The 16,851-nt window shown below is 62.1% G+C and carries 16 protein-coding genes; 10 read left to right on the top strand and 6 right to left on the bottom strand.

Annotated features, from left to right (window positions below):
• Window positions 1-31: 31 nt before the first annotated feature.
• From rodA to AC1RCO_RS24560, 8 genes are all read left to right on the top strand, one after another.
• Window positions 32-1,135 (top strand): rod shape-determining protein RodA, encoded by a 1,104-nt coding sequence (rodA, locus tag AC1RCO_RS24595; RefSeq protein ID WP_015637169.1) that lies wholly within the window; start codon window positions 32-34, stop codon window positions 1,133-1,135.
• A 17-nt stretch (window positions 1,136-1,152) separates the two neighbouring features.
• Window positions 1,153-2,163 (top strand): lytic murein transglycosylase B, encoded by a 1,011-nt coding sequence (gene mltB / locus AC1RCO_RS24590; protein WP_011063668.1) that lies wholly within the window; start codon window positions 1,153-1,155, stop codon window positions 2,161-2,163.
• Window positions 2,163-3,161, top strand: a complete 999-nt coding sequence (locus tag AC1RCO_RS24585; protein ID WP_492618134.1) for a septal ring lytic transglycosylase RlpA family protein — start codon at window positions 2,163-2,165, stop codon at window positions 3,159-3,161. The genes mltB and AC1RCO_RS24585 overlap by 1 nt, the downstream gene beginning before the upstream one ends.
• A 186-nt stretch (window positions 3,162-3,347) precedes the next feature.
• Window positions 3,348-4,505, top strand: coding sequence for a D-alanyl-D-alanine carboxypeptidase family protein (locus tag AC1RCO_RS24580; protein ID WP_011063666.1), 1,158 nt, complete (start codon window positions 3,348-3,350; stop codon window positions 4,503-4,505).
• Window positions 4,506-4,586: 81 nt separating this feature from the next.
• Complete coding sequence (locus AC1RCO_RS24575; protein WP_011063665.1) at window positions 4,587-4,862, top strand: DUF493 domain-containing protein; 276 nt, start codon at window positions 4,587-4,589, stop codon at window positions 4,860-4,862.
• Complete coding sequence (gene lipB, locus AC1RCO_RS24570) at window positions 4,862-5,509, top strand: lipoyl(octanoyl) transferase LipB (protein ID WP_015637167.1); 648 nt, start codon at window positions 4,862-4,864, stop codon at window positions 5,507-5,509. Before AC1RCO_RS24575 ends, lipB begins: the two co-directional genes overlap by 1 nt.
• A gap of 1 nt (window position 5,510) precedes the next feature.
• The gene (gene lipA / locus AC1RCO_RS24565) at window positions 5,511-6,533 is read left to right on the top strand and encodes a lipoyl synthase (RefSeq protein WP_011063663.1); all 1,023 of its coding nucleotides are present in this window, start codon (window positions 5,511-5,513) and stop codon (window positions 6,531-6,533) included.
• A 151-nt stretch (window positions 6,534-6,684) separates the two neighbouring features.
• Entirely contained in the window at window positions 6,685-7,632 is a 948-nt protein-coding gene (locus AC1RCO_RS24560) for a S66 peptidase family protein (RefSeq protein ID WP_220223329.1), read from the top strand.
• Between the two features lie 46 nt (window positions 7,633-7,678).
• Here AC1RCO_RS24560 and AC1RCO_RS24555 read toward each other — a convergent pair whose 3' ends face one another.
• From AC1RCO_RS24555 to leuS, 5 genes are all read right to left on the bottom strand, one after another.
• A complete protein-coding gene (locus AC1RCO_RS24555) occupies window positions 7,679-9,001 on the bottom strand; it encodes a lytic murein transglycosylase (protein WP_015637165.1) in 1,323 nt (440 codons plus the stop codon).
• A gap of 63 nt (window positions 9,002-9,064) precedes the next feature.
• Window positions 9,065-9,226 carry an alternative ribosome rescue factor ArfA gene (gene arfA, locus AC1RCO_RS24550; protein WP_015637164.1) on the bottom strand — a complete coding sequence of 54 codons (162 nt, stop codon included), beginning with the start codon at window positions 9,224-9,226 and terminating at the stop codon, window positions 9,065-9,067.
• 112 nt (window positions 9,227-9,338) lie between these two features.
• Entirely contained in the window at window positions 9,339-10,376 is a 1,038-nt protein-coding gene (gene holA, locus AC1RCO_RS24545) for a DNA polymerase III subunit delta (RefSeq protein ID WP_065363623.1), read from the bottom strand.
• Window positions 10,377-10,416: 40 nt separating this feature from the next.
• Window positions 10,417-11,022, bottom strand: a complete 606-nt coding sequence (locus AC1RCO_RS24540) for an LPS-assembly lipoprotein LptE (protein ID WP_015637163.1) — start codon at window positions 11,020-11,022, stop codon at window positions 10,417-10,419.
• An 89-nt stretch (window positions 11,023-11,111) separates the two neighbouring features.
• Window positions 11,112-13,718, bottom strand: a complete 2,607-nt coding sequence (gene leuS / locus AC1RCO_RS24535) for a leucine--tRNA ligase (protein ID WP_065363624.1) — start codon at window positions 13,716-13,718, stop codon at window positions 11,112-11,114.
• A gap of 260 nt (window positions 13,719-13,978) precedes the next feature.
• Between leuS and AC1RCO_RS24530 the strand changes: the two genes are divergently transcribed.
• Window positions 13,979-14,299 (top strand): hypothetical protein, encoded by a 321-nt coding sequence (locus tag AC1RCO_RS24530; protein WP_011063656.1) that lies wholly within the window; start codon window positions 13,979-13,981, stop codon window positions 14,297-14,299.
• A 127-nt stretch (window positions 14,300-14,426) separates the two neighbouring features.
• A complete protein-coding gene (locus AC1RCO_RS24525) occupies window positions 14,427-15,188 on the top strand; it encodes a YdcF family protein (protein ID WP_015637160.1) in 762 nt (253 codons plus the stop codon).
• A gap of 44 nt (window positions 15,189-15,232) precedes the next feature.
• Here the strand turns inward: AC1RCO_RS24525 and lnt are convergent, their stop codons facing one another.
• Complete coding sequence (lnt, locus tag AC1RCO_RS24520; RefSeq protein WP_053160199.1) at window positions 15,233-16,756, bottom strand: apolipoprotein N-acyltransferase; 1,524 nt, start codon at window positions 16,754-16,756, stop codon at window positions 15,233-15,235.
• Between the last annotated feature and the right edge of the window lie 95 nt (window positions 16,757-16,851).

Here is a 16,851-nt window from a genome sequence, read left to right as displayed (position 1 = left end):
TTTTGACCGCATCCTCTCCAGTGAGGATGTGATGCGTCGTCGCGCGACGCTGTTGCAGCGCCTGCATATCGATGGCCCGCTGCTGGTGCTGCTGCTGACCCTGGCTGCCGGCAGCCTGTTCGTGCTGTATTCCGCCAGCGGCAAGAGTTGGGACCTGCTGGCCAAGCAGGCCACTTCATTCGGTATCGGCCTGGTGTCGATGATCGTCATCGCCCAGTTCGAGCCGCGCTTCATGGCCCGCTGGGTGCCGCTGGGCTACGTGTTCGGCGTGGTGCTGCTGGTGGTGGTAGATGTCATGGGCCACAACGCCATGGGGGCGACCCGCTGGATCAACATCCCCGGGGTGATCCGCTTCCAGCCGTCGGAGTTCATGAAGATCATCATGCCGGCGACCATCGCCTGGTACCTGTCCAAGCGCACCCTGCCACCCCATCTCAAACATGTGGGGATCAGCCTGGTGCTGATTGGCATTCCGTTCATCCTGATCGTGCGTCAGCCTGACCTGGGTACGGCCTTGCTGATCCTGGCCGGCGGCACCTTCGTGCTGTTCATGGGCGGCCTGCGCTGGCGCTGGATCCTCAGCGTGCTGGCGGCTGCGGTTCCCGTGGCCATCGCCATGTGGTTCTTCATCATGCACGACTACCAGAAGCAGCGGATCCTGACTTTCCTCGACCCGGAGAGCGATCCGCTGGGCACCGGCTGGAACATCATCCAGTCCAAGGCCGCCATCGGCTCCGGTGGGGTGTTCGGCAAGGGCTGGCTGCTGGGCACCCAGTCGCACCTGGACTTTTTGCCGGAGAGCCACACCGACTTCATTATCGCTGTCATGGGCGAGGAGTTCGGCCTGGTGGGCATCTGTGCGCTGCTGCTGATCTACCTGCTGCTGATCGGGCGCGGGCTGGTGATCACCGCCCAGGCCCAGACACTGTTTGGCAAATTGCTCGCGGGCAGTCTGACCATGACGTTTTTTGTTTACGTTTTCGTCAACATCGGTATGGTCAGTGGCTTGTTGCCGGTCGTAGGGGTGCCGTTGCCGTTCATTAGCTACGGAGGAACTTCGCTGGTGACGCTACTGTCAGCGTTTGGGGTTTTGATGTCGATCCATACCCATCGCAAGTGGATCGCGCAGGTTTGATTAAGGTGAAGAATTCAATGCAAGCAATGCGTGGCTGGGCCGCTCGGCAGGCGCCGTGGGTCGGTCTGGTAAGCATCCTTGGTGCAGCGCAGCCCGCGTTCGCCGGTGATTACGAAGGTTCGCCCCAGGTGGCCGAATTCGTGGGCGAAATGACTCGGGACTATGGTTTTGCCGGGGAACAGCTGATGGCTGTGTTCCGCGAGGCCGAGCGCAAGCAGTCGATTCTTGACGCCATTTCGCGGCCCGCCGAGCGGGTCAAGCAGTGGAAGGAATACCGGCCGATGTTCATCACCGACGCGCGCATTGCCCGCGGTGTGGATTTCTGGCGCCAGCATGAAGCGGTGCTGGCCCGTGCCGAGCAGGAATATGGCGTACCGGCCCAGGTAATTGTGTCGATCATCGGCGTTGAAACCTTTTTCGGTCGAAATACCGGGAATTACCGGGTGATCGACGCATTGTCCACCCTGGGGTTCGATTATCCGCCCCGTGCCGAGTTCTTCCGCAAGGAACTGCGCGAGTTTCTGTTGCTGGCGCGTGAGGAGCAGGTCGATCCATTGAGCCTCAAGGGTTCCTACGCCGGAGCCATGGGCCTACCACAGTTCATGCCCAGCAGTTTTCGGGCTTATGCGGTGGACTTCGACGGTGACGGCCACATCAATATCTGGACCAACCCCGATGATGCCATCGGCAGTGTGGCCAGCTATTTCAAACGCCACGGCTGGGTGGCCGGCGAACCGGTGGTCAGTCGCGCCGATGTGCGTGGCGATCGGGTAGATGAAGGCTTGACCACCGGGATCGAACCGACGAAAACCGTCGGGGAGTTGCGGGCCCTGGGCTGGTCGAGTCATGATGCGCTGCGCGATGATATGCCGGTCACCGCTTTCCGTCTGGAAGGTGACAATGGCCCGGAATACTGGATGGGCCTGAAGAATTTTTACGCGATCACTCGCTATAACCGCAGCGTGATGTACGCCATGGCCGTACATCAGTTGTCTGAACAGCTGGTCCAAGCACGGGGCGTCAAGTAATGCTGGCAATGCCAATTCGCAAACCCCTGAAGCTGGTGGCTTTTGCCGCGTTGTCCTTGCTGGTGGTCAGTTGCTCGACGAGTCGCTCGCCGCAGCAGAAATCTTCCTCCGCTGTGCGTTCCATGCCGGGCCTGGACGTCAACCGCGCCCACAAGGATGGCGCGCCGTGGTGGGATGTCGACGTTTCGCGCATCCCCGATGCGACCCCGACCCTGCATACCGGCCCCTACAAGGCCAACCCCTACACGGTACTGGGCAAGACCTATTTCCCCATCCAGGAATCGAAGAACTACGTGGCCTCCGGCACGGCATCCTGGTATGGCACCAAGTTCCACGGCCAGAACACCGCCAATGGCGAGGTCTATGACCTGTACGGCATGAGTGCCGCGCACAAGACCCTGCCGTTGCCCAGTTACGTGAAGGTCACCAACCTGGACAACAATCGCAGCGTGATCCTGCGGGTCAACGACCGTGGGCCGTTCTATTCCGACCGGATCATCGACCTTTCCTACGCCGCGGCCAAGAAGCTCGGCTATGCCGAGACCGGCACCGCCCGGGTCAAGGTCGAGGGCATCGATCCGCAGCAATGGTGGGCTCAGCGTGGCCGTCCGGCGCCGCTGATGCTCAACGAGCCGCAAGTGGCGCAGAATAGCGCGCCGGTGGTTACGGCCTCGGCCGGCACTGTCGAACAATGGACCCCGCCGCCCCAGCAGCACGCGGCGGCTGTGGTTCCCGTACAAGTGAAAAACACGGCAGCAGCTTCTGGCCAGTATCTGCAGGTGGGCGCCTTCGCCAACCCTGACGCTGCCGAGCTGTTGAGGTCGAAATTGAGTGGCATGGTGAGCGCCCCGGTGTTCATCAGCTCGATCGTCCGCAATCAACAGACGCTGCATCGGGTCCGCCTGGGGCCATTCGGCACGCCGGGTGAGGCCCAGCAAGCGCAGAACAGCGTACGCCTGGCGAACCTTGGGCAGGCCAGCGTGGTCTCTGCCGAGTAAGAATACTGAAGATTGAAGATCCGCTTGCGGTATTGGGGGGTGGGTCCTGGTTGTTGGCTCGTCGAACAACAAAAGCCCGGCAAGGGTCAGTGAGTGAACAACTGCACACGCGACAGCCCTTTAGAAGGCTGTCTGAAATAGTTTTGCCCGCAAGGGCAAGTTTCCATTAGCAACTTCGAGAGACGGATGAACATCACCACCTTTGCCAAACGCCTGTGCCTGCTTGTCCCGCTGATCATCACGCCCGCCGCCTGGGCGGTCGAAGCGATGCCGTCGCCACCGCAACTGGCCGCCAAATCCTATGTGCTCATGGACGCCAGCAGCGGTAACGTGCTGGTGGAGAACAATGGTGACCAGCGCCTGCCGCCGGCCAGCCTGACCAAGCTGATGACCGCCTACATCGCGACCCTGGAAATCCGTCGCGGCCAGATCGGCGAGAACGATCCGGTGACCGTCAGCGAGAACGCCTGGCGTACCGGCGGCTCGCGGATGTTCATCAAGGTGGGTTCGCAAGTCACCGTCAGCGACCTGCTGCACGGCATCATCATCCAGTCGGGCAACGACGCCAGCGTCGCGGTTTCCGAGCATATCGCCGGTAGCGAAGACGCGTTCGCCGACATGATGAACAAGACGGCTACCGACCTGGGCATGAGCAACAGCCACTTCATGAACCCTACCGGCCTGCCGAACCCAGAGCATTACTCGTCGGCCCACGACATGGCGGTGCTGGCTCGCGCGATTATCCACGAAGACCCTGCGCACTACGCGATCTACTCGCAGAAGGAGTTCTTCTGGAACGGCATCAAGCAACCCAACCGCAACCTGCTGCTGTGGCGCGACAAGACCGTTGATGGCCTGAAGACCGGCCATACCGACGAAGCCGGCTACTGCATGGTGTCCTCGGCGGTGCGTGATGGCATGCGCCTGATCGCCGTGGTGTTCGGAACCAACAGCGAACAGGCTCGTGCTGCTGAAACCCAGAAGCTGCTGACTTACGGTTTCCGTTTCTTCGAAACCCAGACCTTCTACCAGAAGGGCACCGAGCTGGCCCAGGCCCAGGTCTGGAAGGGCACCACTCATCAGGTCAAAGCCGGTCTGGCCGAAGACCTGACCATGACTATGCCTAAAGGCCAATTGAAAAAGCTCGCCGCCAGCATGACCATGAACCCGCAACTGATCGCGCCGATCGCCAAGGGCGACGTGATTGGTAAAGTCGAAGTGAAACTGGACGACAAGGTGGTGCACAGCGCTGACCTGATCGCCCTGGAAGCGGTCGACGAAGGTGGTATCTTCCGTCGCATGTGGGATAGCATCCGTCTATTCTTCTACGGCTTGTTCAACTGATATTGTCGACCTGCGTGGCCCTCGTTCCCCAGTGGAGCGGGGGCCATGTCCGTCGTCCGGCTATACGAGGCCGTTACTGCCATGACAGACACTGACGTTAAGTCGCACAAGATTGAGTTTCCCGTCGATGACTATCCGATCAAGGTGATCGGTGACACGGTTGTCGGCTTCAAGGACACCGTGATCGAGATCCTTGCCAAGTACGCCAAGCTGGACATCAAGTCCCTGGCCGAGCGTCAAAGCAGCAACGGCAAGTACACCACCGTACAACTGCACATCACCGCCACCGGTGAAGACCAACTGCGTGATATCAATAGTGCCCTGCGTGCTACCGGTGTCGTCCACATGGTGCTGTGATGCCACAGACGCTGGGCTTTCGTGAGCTTGGCCAGATGGCTTACGAGCCGGTCTGGCAAGCGATGCAGCGCTTTACCAATGAACGCGGTAGCGATGCACCGGATGAAGTCTGGCTGGTGCAGCATCCACCGGTATTCACCCAGGGCCAGGCCGGCAAGGCCGAGCACCTGCTGCTCCCGGGGGATATCCCCGTGGTGCAGGTGGACCGCGGCGGCCAGGTGACCTATCACGGCCCTGGCCAGCTGGTGGCCTACCTGCTGCTGGATGTGCGCCGATTAGGTTTCGGTGTGCGTGACCTGGTCAACCGCATGGAGCACTGCCTGATCGAGCTGCTGGCCAGCTACGGCGTGCCGGCGGCGGCCAAGCCCGATGCACCGGGCGTCTACGTCAATGGGGCGAAAATCGCCTCCCTGGGCCTGCGTATCCGTCACGGATGCTCTTTTCACGGTCTGGCCTTGAACGTGGACATGGATTTGCAGCCGTTTCGACGGATTAACCCCTGTGGTTATGCCGGGTTGGCGATGACCCAGCTGAGCGACCATGCAGGGCCGATTGAATTTGCCGAGGTAAGTGCCCGGCTGCGTGCGCAGCTCGTCAAACACCTCGACTATGCTGAGCAGACGACCCTAACGGGCGGAATCGACTGATATGACTACTGCGCAAGACGCTGTTCAAACCCTGATCCCGACGCTGGATATCTCCGAGCGAGCGGCCCGTCCGAAAGTTGAAACCGGCGTCAAATTGCGCGGTGCGGAAAAGGTCGCGCGCATTCCGGTGAAGATCATTCCGACTACCGAACTGCCGAAGAAACCGGACTGGATTCGCGTACGCATCCCCGTCTCCCCGGAAGTCGATCGGATCAAGCAGCTGCTGCGCAAGCACAAGCTGCACAGCGTCTGCGAAGAGGCGTCCTGCCCGAACCTGGGCGAGTGCTTCTCCGGCGGCACCGCGACCTTCATGATCATGGGCGACATCTGCACCCGTCGCTGCCCCTTCTGTGACGTTGGTCATGGCCGTCCGAAGCCTCTGGATGTCGACGAACCGATGAACCTGGCGGTGGCCATCGCCGATCTGCGCCTGAAATACGTGGTGATCACCTCGGTGGACCGCGATGACCTGCGTGACGGCGGTGCCCAGCACTTTGCCGACTGCATCCGTGAAATCCGCAAGTTGTCGCCGAACGTGCAGTTGGAAACCCTGGTTCCCGACTACCGTGGCCGCATGGATGTTGCCCTGGAAATCACCGCCGCCACGCCGCCGGACGTGTTCAACCACAACCTGGAAACCGTGCCGCGCCTGTACAAGGCCGCCCGTCCTGGCTCGGACTACCAGTGGTCGCTGACCCTGCTGCAGAAATTCAAGCAACTGGTGCCGCATGTGCCGACCAAGTCCGGGCTGATGCTGGGCCTGGGTGAAACCGATGACGAAGTCATCGAGGTCATGAAGCGCATGCGCGAGCACGACATCGACATGCTGACCCTTGGCCAGTACCTGCAACCGTCGCGCAACCACCTGCCGGTCCAGCGCTTCGTGCACCCTGACACCTTCGCCTGGTTCGCCGAGGAAGGTTATCGGATGGGGTTCAAGAACGTTGCTTCCGGCCCGCTGGTACGTTCTTCGTACCATGCCGACGAACAAGCGAAACTGGCCAAGGCAGGCCTGGTTTCCTGATTTGCCTGCCCGCAAGGCGCACGTCTTGCGGGCAGTTCCCCGGCTCTTTCGAGCACTTTCGCAGCGCCCGCCGCTTTTTAAATCCCGCCTCTTCTGTTTGACACCATTCATGGCTACTGTGCTTGGGTGAATTCACACAGGGAGAATCTGCATGCCTATCCAACCGACTGCTGCGCTGAACGCCCACCTGCCGGTGCCGGCGCTGGCCGCAGAAGGCGTTATCGGCCTTATTGCACCTGCCGGTCCCGCAGCGCTGGATACTGAAAAAGCCCACCAATGGATGCGCTCCAGGGGATACAGCCTACGGATTTTCCCGGGTGTCGGGTTGCAGGAGGGGTACCTGGCCGGTAGCGACGAAGCGCGCCTCAAGGATCTGCATGAGGCTTTCGCCGACACGGACATAGACGCCATTCTGTGCCTGCGTGGCGGCTACGGCAGCCCCCGCCTGCTGGACAAGATCGATTTCGATCTGTTGCGGCGCAATCCCAAGCCCTTTGTCGGCTACAGCGATATCACCGCCCTGCACCTGGCGATCAACCGTTATGCCGGCTTTGTGAGCTTTCACGGGCCGATGCTCAACGCCGACCTGCTGGGCGACAAGCAGGCGCCCACCGAGGCCTCCTTTTTCAATCTGCTTCGAGGCCAGGCCCGGGCTGGCAGCCTGCTGCCCCATCCCGTGGCCTTCCCCTTGACCACCATCGAGCCGGGCATTGCGCTGGGCTCCCTGCTGGGCGGGAACCTGTCGCTGATCGCCAGTACCCTGGGTACCCCGTATGAGATCAATACCGACGGCATCATCCTGTTTATCGAGGATGTCAATGAGCCGCTGTACCGCATAGATCGCCTGCTCAATCACCTGCGCCTGGCCGGCAAGCTGGAAAGTCTGCGTGGGGTATTGGTGGGGGATGTGGCCGGTGTGGATTTTGCGGCGTTGTGCGCTTTGCTCAAGCAGACCTTCGAACCGCTGCGGATTCCGGTGCTGGCGGGATGGCGCAGTGGTCACTGCGACCCCAACCTGACCTTGCCCATGGGCGCGCTGGTCAGGCTGGATGCGGGAGCCAGGGAACTGACCCTGGCGCAGGATGTGGTCTTCAAGTAATCGCAGGGCCGGCGAGGGGAGTGTTTCCCCTGCGCCGGACCGGCTCCTAACGATTGCGCAGGCTTTCCAGCAGCTTGTGGGTCGGATAGCCATCCGCGGGCCAGCCCAGTGCCTGTTGGGCATTGCGAATGGCCTTGCGGGTGTTGGCGCCGATGATGCCATCGGGATTGCCGGCGTCATAGCTGTTGGCACTGAGCAGTGTCTGTAGCTCGATGCGCTCGGAGCGGCTCAGGGGCAGGTCGTCCTTGGGCCAGCTGCCGCTGATCTGGCCGGCTCCGCCGAAGCGTTCGGAGAGCAGGTTCACCGCCAGGGCATAGGACGAGGAGTTGTTGTATTTGAGCACTGCCCGGAAGTTGTCCAGGATCAGGAACGCCGGGCCGCGGTAACCCGCTGGCAAGAGCAGTGAGGCCGACAGGTGTTCCGAGCCGTAAGGCAGGGCCTTGCCATTGGCAGGAGTCATGCCCAGGCGCATCCATTCGCCTACAGTCTTGCGGGTGGAGGCGTCGGCCAGGGCGTAGTCGAAACCACTGTTGAGCTGTACTTCAAGACCCCAGGGCTGTCCCTGCTGCCAGCCGGAACTCTGCAGATAGTGCGCGGTGGAGGCCAGTGCATCGGCCGGGCTGTTCCAGATATCCCGGCGGCCATCGCCGTCGAAGTCCACGGCGTGGGTGTTGTAGGTGGTGGGAATGAACTGGGTCTGGCCCATGGCTCCGGCCCAGGAGCCGAGCATTTTCTCGGGCTGTATATCGCCATGCTGGATGATCTGCAGCGCAGCGATCAATTGGCTGTTGGCAAAGGCCGGGCGCCGACCTTCATAGGCCAGGGTGGCCAGGGAGCGAATGACCGATTTGTTGCCCTGGAAGTCGCCGAAATTGCTTTCCATGCCCCACACCGCCACCAATGCCTGGCGGTCGACGCCGTAGCGCTGTTCGATCCGTTGCAGGATGTCGCTGTACTGCACCAGCAGTGCCTGGCCCTTGCGTACTCGGACCGGGGACAGCGCCCCCTCCAGGTATTCCCATACTGGGCGGCTGAACTCGGGCTGGCTGCGGTCGGCCTTGATCACGCTCATGTCCGGGGTCACGCCGGCAAAGGCGCGATCAAATACTTCGGCACGGATACCGGCGCCCAAGGCTTCGGCGCGGAAGGCGTTCAACCATTGGTCAAAGGTCTGGGTGGGCTGGATATCCAGGTTGTCGACGGTGAGGGGCGCGACAGTGGCAGGTGCGGCAAGAGGGGCTGCCTGGAGGCTGGGCAGTGGCTGGGCGTCGGCGGCGGTGGGTTTTTCCGCGCAGGCGACTAGCAGAATAAGGCTGGAGGCAGCGATCAGTTGGCGCATGTGCCAACGACGGGAAAGACAAAAGGGCATGCACGGGTCCAGAGAGAATAACAATCAGGTGCAGACCTTATCATGCCGGCGGGGTTCTGGGCTTCAGGCAGCCAGAAAGTAAGAAGCCTCCCAGCTTTTAGACTGGAAGGCTTCGCGGCGGTAGCTGCCTTTGCCCTTGGCCGGGCGTTCCTGACGGCTGCGGAACAGTGGCTGGGCGACGATGGATTTGGCCTTGTTGGGGCCATGCTTGGATGGCTTGCTCATGCTCAATACTCACTTTGGGAGGGAGGTGTTGCGGCGCAGATCATCGGCCAGAGTCGGGCCGCTGTCCAGCATCATGGATGCAGAAAATTGTAAGCGTGACGGGGTGGCAGCTTTACTCGGCCGCAAGCGTCAGGCGCTGGCCGGCCATCAGCAGCGATAAGCGGCTCAGGCTGCTCCAGGGCGAGCCACTGGCCTGTCCCTTGATCTGCGCATCAATGCGCTGGGCATCGAGCAGCAGTTGGCCCCAGCGTTGTGCGGAGTAGCGCTGCAGGGCTTTGCTCATCAGGGGTTTGCGTTTGTCCCAGACGGGCGGGCGAGCCTGGCTGAAGACCTTGTCCAATGGCACGCCCTGGCTGAACTGCAGGGCCAGGTTGGCCAGCAGGCGCAGTTCCCGGGACAGTGCCCAGAGAATCACCGGTGGTTCCACGCCTTCGCCGCGCAAGCCTTCCAGCATGCGCAGGGCATGGGCCGCTTCACCATTGAGGATGGCGTCCACCAGGCCGAATACGTCGAAGCGGGCACTGTCGGCCACCGCCGCCTGGACCGTTTCGACGGTGATCTGGCCGCCCTCGGCCATCAGCTTGAGCTTCTCGATTTCCTGGGCGGCAGCCAGCAGGTTGCCTTCGACCCGGGCGGCGATCAATTCGACGGCATCCTGGCTGGCGGACAAGCCGGCCTGGGACAGGCGCTGGCGAATCCACTGCGGCAGCTGGTTGGCATCCACCGGCCAGATCTGTACGAACTGAGTCTGGGTACCCTCGACCAGCGCCTTGCCCCATTTGGTTTTCTGCGCGCTGCCATCGAGTTTGGGCAGGCTGATCAACAGCACCGTGTCTTCGGCAGGCCGCGAACAGTATTCGATCAGCGCTGCTGCGCCCTTGTCACCGGGCTTGCCCGAGGGCAGGCGCAATTCCAGCAGGCGTTTTTCGGCGAACAGCGACATGCTGGCGCCTGCTTGCAGCAGGGTGCCCCAGTCGAAACTGGCGTCGGCGCTGAATACCTGGCGCTCATCGAAGCCCTGCTGGCGTACGGCAGAGCGAATGGCGTCGGCGGCTTCCTGACAAAGTAGTGGATCATCACCGCTGATCACGTAGATCGGTGCGAGAGTGCCTTGCAGGTGTTTGCCGAGTTGGGCGGGGGCTAGTTTCATAGGCGGGTGCCAGGGGGGGCGCCGGAGCGCCCCGCATGGCTTACTGGTTCGGCAGTTCCATAGGGGACTGTCGCGGGGTTTCCGCCTCAGCCTTGCGTGCGGCTTCCAAGGCGTCGGCTTCTGCCTTGGCCTTGGCTTCGGCGGTCGCCTGCAACTGGGCAAGCTGTTCCGGGGTCAGCAATTGCAGACGGATCAGCATGCGCTGGATCAGGTCACGACGCATTTCCTTGCGGGTCTCGGAAGACTCCTGGTCGGAACCGGTGATGTTGTTGCCGTCGTGCAGGAAGACTTTCTGCACTTCCAGTTTGTCATCCAGCAGGTGCAGGTTGTCGTGAGTCAGGATCTCATACCTGAGCGTGGTGCCGATCTCGTACTCGGCCGAGCTGCCACCGCCGGTGTAGCTGAGGGTACGCTGGGAGTTCTCCTCGCTCAGCAGCACCAGCTTGTAAGGTGCGCCGGCATGGACTCGCACACCGCTGCTTTCCAGCTGCTGCTTGAGCATCTTGATGGTGGTGCCGTAGGCGTCCCGGGCGCTCAGGTCCAGTTCCTTGATGGACAGCTCCTGGGTTCCAGTACCGCGCAGCTGGAAGCCGCAGGCGCTCAGCAGCACGGCCAGGCCCATCACCAGCAGATTACGTTTGATCATGTATTGCTCCCCTTGAAACCAGATGGGCCAACCTTGTGGCCCTGGAGGTTTTATTCGGCGCCCGATCCCGGACCGGGCGCCTGATCCAATTAGCTGGCGACGATGTTGACCAGTTTGCCCGGCACCACGATGACCTTGCGAATCGTAAGGCCTTCGGTGAAGCGCAGTACGTTCTCGTTGCTGCGAGCGGCCGCTTCGACTTCTTCACGGCTGGCGCTGGCTGGCATCTCGATCTGGCCACGCAGTTTGCCGTTAACCTGGATCACCAGTTGCAGGCTGTCCTGCACCAGCGCGCTTTCGTCCAAGGCTGGCCAGCCGGCATCGATGATCGCGCCGCCTTGACCCAGCTGGCCCCACAGCTCATGGCTGATGTGTGGAGTGATCGGGGCGAGCAACAGGGCTACGGTCTGCAAGCCTTCCTGCAGCAGTGCACGGTCCTGTTCGCTGCCTTGCGGCGCTTTTTCCAGGACGTTCATCAGAGTCATCACCTGGGCGATGGCGGTGTTGAATTTGTGATGCTGGCCTACGTCCTGGCTGGCCTGCTTGATGGCCAGGTGGATTGCGCGGCGAATGGCTTTCTGCTCGTCGCTCAGGGTCGCTACATCCAGAGCCCCCGGCAGCCCCTGGCTGACGTGGGCCTGGGCCAGGCGCCAGACGCGCTTGAGGAAGCGGTGCGCACCTTCAACGCCAGAGTCGGACCATTCCAGGCTCATGTCGGGCGGCGAGGCAAACATCATGAACAGGCGGCAGGTATCGGCGCCGTATTGTTCGATCATCGATTGCGGGTCGACGCCATTGTTCTTCGACTTGGCCATCTTCTCGGTGCCGCCGATCTCCACCGGCAGGCCGTCGGAGATGAGTTTGGCGCCAATGATCTTGGCCTTGCTGTCACGCTCCAGCTCGACATCCGCCGGGTTGTACCAGGTGTAGCTGCCATTGGCTTCGCGACGGTAGTAGGTCTCGGCAATCACCATGCCCTGGGTGAGCAGGTTCTTGAACGGCTCGTTGGAACTCACCAGGCCTTCGTCACGCATCAGCTTGTGGAAGAAGCGCGCGTAGAGCAGGTGCAGGATGGCGTGTTCGATACCGCCGATGTACTGATCCACCGGCAACCAGTGGTTGGCCGCGGCCGGATCTACCAGGCCGGCTTCATAGTGCGGCGAGGCGTAACGGGCGTAGTACCACGAGGACTCGACGAAGGTGTCCATGGTGTCGGTTTCACGCTTGGCAGGTGCTCCACATTTCGGGCAGCTGCACTCGTAGAACTCGGGCATGCGCGCCAGTGGCGAACCGGCGCCATCGGGAACCACGTCTTCCGGCAATACCACCGGCAACTGCTCTTGCGGGACGGGTACATCGCCGCAGCTGTCGCAGTGGATGATCGGGATCGGGCAGCCCCAGTAGCGCTGGCGGCTGATGCCCCAGTCCCGCAGGCGGAACTGGGTGCGCGATTGGCCGAGGTTCTTCTTCAGCAGCGCCACTTCGATGGCATCGAACGCGCCAGGGAAGTCCAGGCCGTTGAACTCGCCGGAGTTGATCAGCTCGCCATGCTCGCCGTAAGCGTCCTGCCAGGGCGCCGGAGTTTCATCGCCAGCGCTGGTGCGTACCACGGCCTTGATCGGCAGGTTGTACTTGGTGGCGAACTCGAAGTCGCGCTCATCGTGGGCCGGTACCGCCATGACTGCGCCGTCGCCGTAGTGCATGAGCACGTAGTTGGCGACCCAGACCGGGAGTTTTTCACCGGTCAACGGGTGCTCGACGAACAGCGAAGTCGGCAGGCCTTTCTTTTCCTGGGTCGCCATGTCGGCTTCGGCGACGCTGCCACCCTTGCATTCGGCGATGAAGGCCTGCAGCTCGGGGTTGTCCTGTGCTGCCAGGGTGGCCAGCGGGTGCTCGGCTGCCACGGCAACGTAGGTCGCGCCCATCAGGGTGTCTGGACGGGTGGTGAAGACTTTCAGGGTCCCGGCTTCGCCGATGGAGGCCTGGTCGTAGGGAAATTGCACTTCCATGCCACGGGATTTGCCGATCCAGTTGCGTTGCATGGTCTTGACCTGCTCGGGCCAGCCCGGCAGTTCGTCGAGGCTCTCCAGCAGCTCATCCGCGTAGGCGGTGATCTTGAAGTAGTACATCGGAATTTCGCGCTTTTCGATCAGCGCGCCGGAACGCCAGCCGCGGCCGTCGATCACCTGTTCGTTGGCCAGCACGGTCTGGTCGATGGGGTCCCAGTTCACGGTACCGTTCTTGCGGTAGATCACGCCTTTTTCGAACAGGCGGGTGAACAGCCACTGTTCCCAGCGGTAGTAGTCCGGCTTGCAGGTGGTGACCTCGCGGGACCAGTCCACCGCCAGGCCCAGGCTGCGCAGCTGGGTCTTCATGTAGGCGATGTTTTCGTAGGTCCACTTGGCGGGAGCCACGTTGTTTTTCATCGCGGCGTTTTCCGCCGGCATGCCGAAGGCGTCCCAACCCATGGGTTGCAGAACGTTCTTGCCTTGCATGCGCTGGTAGCGGGAGATCACGTCGCCGATGGTGTAGTTACGCACGTGCCCCATGTGTAGTTTGCCGCTGGGGTAAGGGAACATCGATAGGCAGTAGTAAGTTTCCTTGCCTGGCTGTTCACTGACTTCAAAGGACTTTTGCTCGTCCCAGAACGACTGGGCGGCGGCTTCGATTTCACGGGGCTGATAGTGTTCGTGCATGGCTACTTTTGTACTGAATAGGGGTGGCCTAATCCTCTTCAACGCAACTTCGGGTGGCGATGACGCCAAATGCGGCGTTTTTCAGTGCCCGATGGAGCTGGAAGTGGAGTTACAGGAAGCGCCGTAGCATACATGACCGCACTCTGCCGAGGGAAACCCTGATTGCTCGGGCGGGCCGTTGGTCGCGGCGGCGCGTCGCTTTCGGCTGTCCGACTAAGCTCAAAAAGGGGAGTGAGTCTTATCTTCGATGAGGTGAACGGATGCTTGAATCGCAGCGAAAAGCAACAGAACCGGAGGTGTATGAAAGGCTCCTCAATCGACTGGCTCTGGCCCTGGATGCGGCAAAAACGGCGGATCGACTGCGCAATGAGCGGCCTATCGAGCTGGAGCTGCGGGGGTTGAGCCGGGCGGAGTTTGAATTGATCAGGGCCTATCTGGCCCGCCATCAACGTGAAATGCAGATCAATCCAATGGGCAGTCTGCAACACCAGGAGGTGCCTCGTTCGGCCAAGATCATTTGGCTGAAGGATCAGGCGCCCGTCAAGGCATCGGTGAAAGTCCGATCTCAGCAGTTCAAGTAGGTCCCAGGGCCCCTTATCGGGTCGAGCGAGGTCGCGGCCGAGGACCTCGGGAGCAAAAATACCAGGCATTGGTTGTTGCCGGACAGGTATCCCCTTTAGGCTTCGGGCATCTTGTTGGAGATGCTCGATGCCTTTTCGCTATTTCATCAAACAGTTGCTGCTGCCGCCCGGCATTCTATTGCTGTTGCTGCTGCTTGCCTGGGGCTTGCGCCGTTCCCGGCCACGGCTGGCAGGTTGGTGTTTTGCCTTGGGGCTGGGTGGTTTCTGGTTGATGAGCCTGCCGGTCATGGTGGAGTGGGGCGCGCGCGGTCTGGAGCGCCTGCCGCCCTTGCCCCAAAGCCAATGGGCGAGCCTGGCCGAGCAGGCGGATGTGATTGTGGTGCTGGGTTCGGGGCGGGAGCGGGGCGATCCGGCGTGGGGCTCCGATCAGCCCACCGGCGTGGGCCTGGAGCGCGAACGCTATGCCGCGCGCCTGGCCAAGGCCTCCGGGTTGCCGGTGCTGACCAGCGGCGGCTTGCATTACGGTACGCCGCCCACCGAGGCTGCGTTGATGGCGCAATCCCTGCTCGATGACTTTGGCGTGACGGTGCGCTGGCAGGAAGGCCGCAGCCGCACCACCTGGGAAAACGCGCAGTTCAGCGCCGAAGTCCTGCTGCCATTGGGGATCAAGCGTGTGGTGGTGGTGACCCAGGCCTGGCACATGCCCCGCTCGGTGTGGAGTTTCGAGCACGCCGGGTTTGAAGTGGTCCCTGCACCCGTGGGGTTCCTGGGAATGGATAACGCCCGTCCGCTGGGAGGCTGGATGCCTGAGTTCAAGTCGATCTGGCAGAGCGGGCAGTTGCTCAATGAGGCAATGGGCCAATTGGGCTACCGGTTGTTCTATCGCTGATGGCAATCCGGCTCCCTCGGGAGCCGGATTGCCAGTGAGGGCCCTCAAACGGTCTTGGCAATACGGCTGGCCAGCAAGGCCCAGCCAAACAGCAGGGTGCAGAGCACCACCAGCGGCCAGGAGCGCCATTGCAGATACGGCGTCAGGTTGTGCATGGGCACGACTTCGCCGTACAGAATGCCGCGCTCGAACTGGGGAATCTGCACCGTGATCCTGCCGAACGGATCGATCAGCCCGGTGACGCCGTTGTTGGTCGCGCGAATCATCCAGCGCCCGGCTTCCAGGGCGCGCATCTGCGCCATCTGCAAGTGTTGCAGGGGGCCGATGGAAGTGCCGAACCAGGTGTCATTGCTGATGGTCAGTAGCAGGTCGCTACGGGCCGAAAGGCTGGCGGCGAATTCGGGGTAGACCACTTCGTAGCAGATGAACGGCGCTATCTGATAGCCCTTGGCCTGCAGCAGCGGCTGGTCGGCCGGGCCGCGGGCGAAGTCCGACATCGGCAGGTTGAAGAAGTCGATCAGGCCGCGCAGCACTTCCTGCAGGGGCACGTACTCGCCAAAAGGCACCAGCTTCTGCTTGAGGTAGGTGCCGTCCCCTTCGCCGGTCACGGTGATGCCGTTGAAGTAGCGTTTTTCATGGCGTACCAGTTGGCGCACCGGAACGCCGGTAATCAGCGCGGAATGACGGTCGGCGGCAAAGTTGCCCATCATCGTCAGGTAGCCTTCGGCCGACTCCTTGAGCACCGGTACTGCGGTTTCCGGCCAGACCAGCAGGTCTACGCGCTTGCTGCGAAAACTCATGTCGCGATACAGCGCCAGCTGGGCGTTGAGCTCGGCCGGGTCCCACTTCATGCTCTGTTCGATATTGCCCTGGATGGCGGCGACCGATAGCGGCTCTCCGGCCGGGCTGGTCCAGGCATGGCCTTTCAGGGCCAGGCCCACGACCCAGGGGGCTGCCAACAGGAGCACGCCCGCAACGATGAAGGCTTTGCGCCCGGCCTTGATCAGTCGCGGCAGGTTGTAGAGCAGCGCTGCGGTGAGGGCCAGGGAGAAGGAGATCAGCCAGATGCCGCCCAGCGGCGCAAGCCCGGCCAGTGGGCCGTCAAGCTGGCTGTAGCCGGAATACAGCCAGGGAAAACCGGTGAGGAACCAGCCGCGAAAGGCTTCCTGGCCCAGCCACAGGGCCGCGAATGCCAGGGCGTCCGCCAGCGGCGCTTCATTGCGTCGCAACCAGCGGGCCCAGAGCCAGGCAGGCAGTGCGAAAAACCAGGCGATGGCGGCGATGAAGGCCAGCATCAGCAGGCCGGCAAGCAGGGCCGAGGCGCCTCCATAGGTGTGAATGCTGACGTAGATCCAGCTGGTGCCGGCCCCGAACAGGCCGAAGCCGAAGCACCAGCCGCGGCCCAGGGCCTGGCGCGGTGTCAGCTCGCGCAGCCCGGCATAGAACAGGCCGACTGCTAGCAGCGCCAGAGGCCAGATGTTGTAGGGGGCCAGGGCCAGGGTGGTGATGGCGCCGGCGATCACGGCCAGCAGGTTGCCGGGCCAGCCGGGGCGGGTTGAGCGCTGCAAGAGGCGTTTCATCAGCTCTTTCCTGTGTCGTACCGGGCGAGGCACGAGGAGAATGGTTGGGTTGTTTCAGATGAGCGTCGAGTCTCGCAGCGCTG

The organism is Pseudomonas sp. GW823-FHT03E05 (assembly GCF_058796855.1).
The sequence above is the reverse complement of the archived record's forward strand: the minus strand, read 5'-3'. Positions and strand labels throughout refer to the sequence as shown.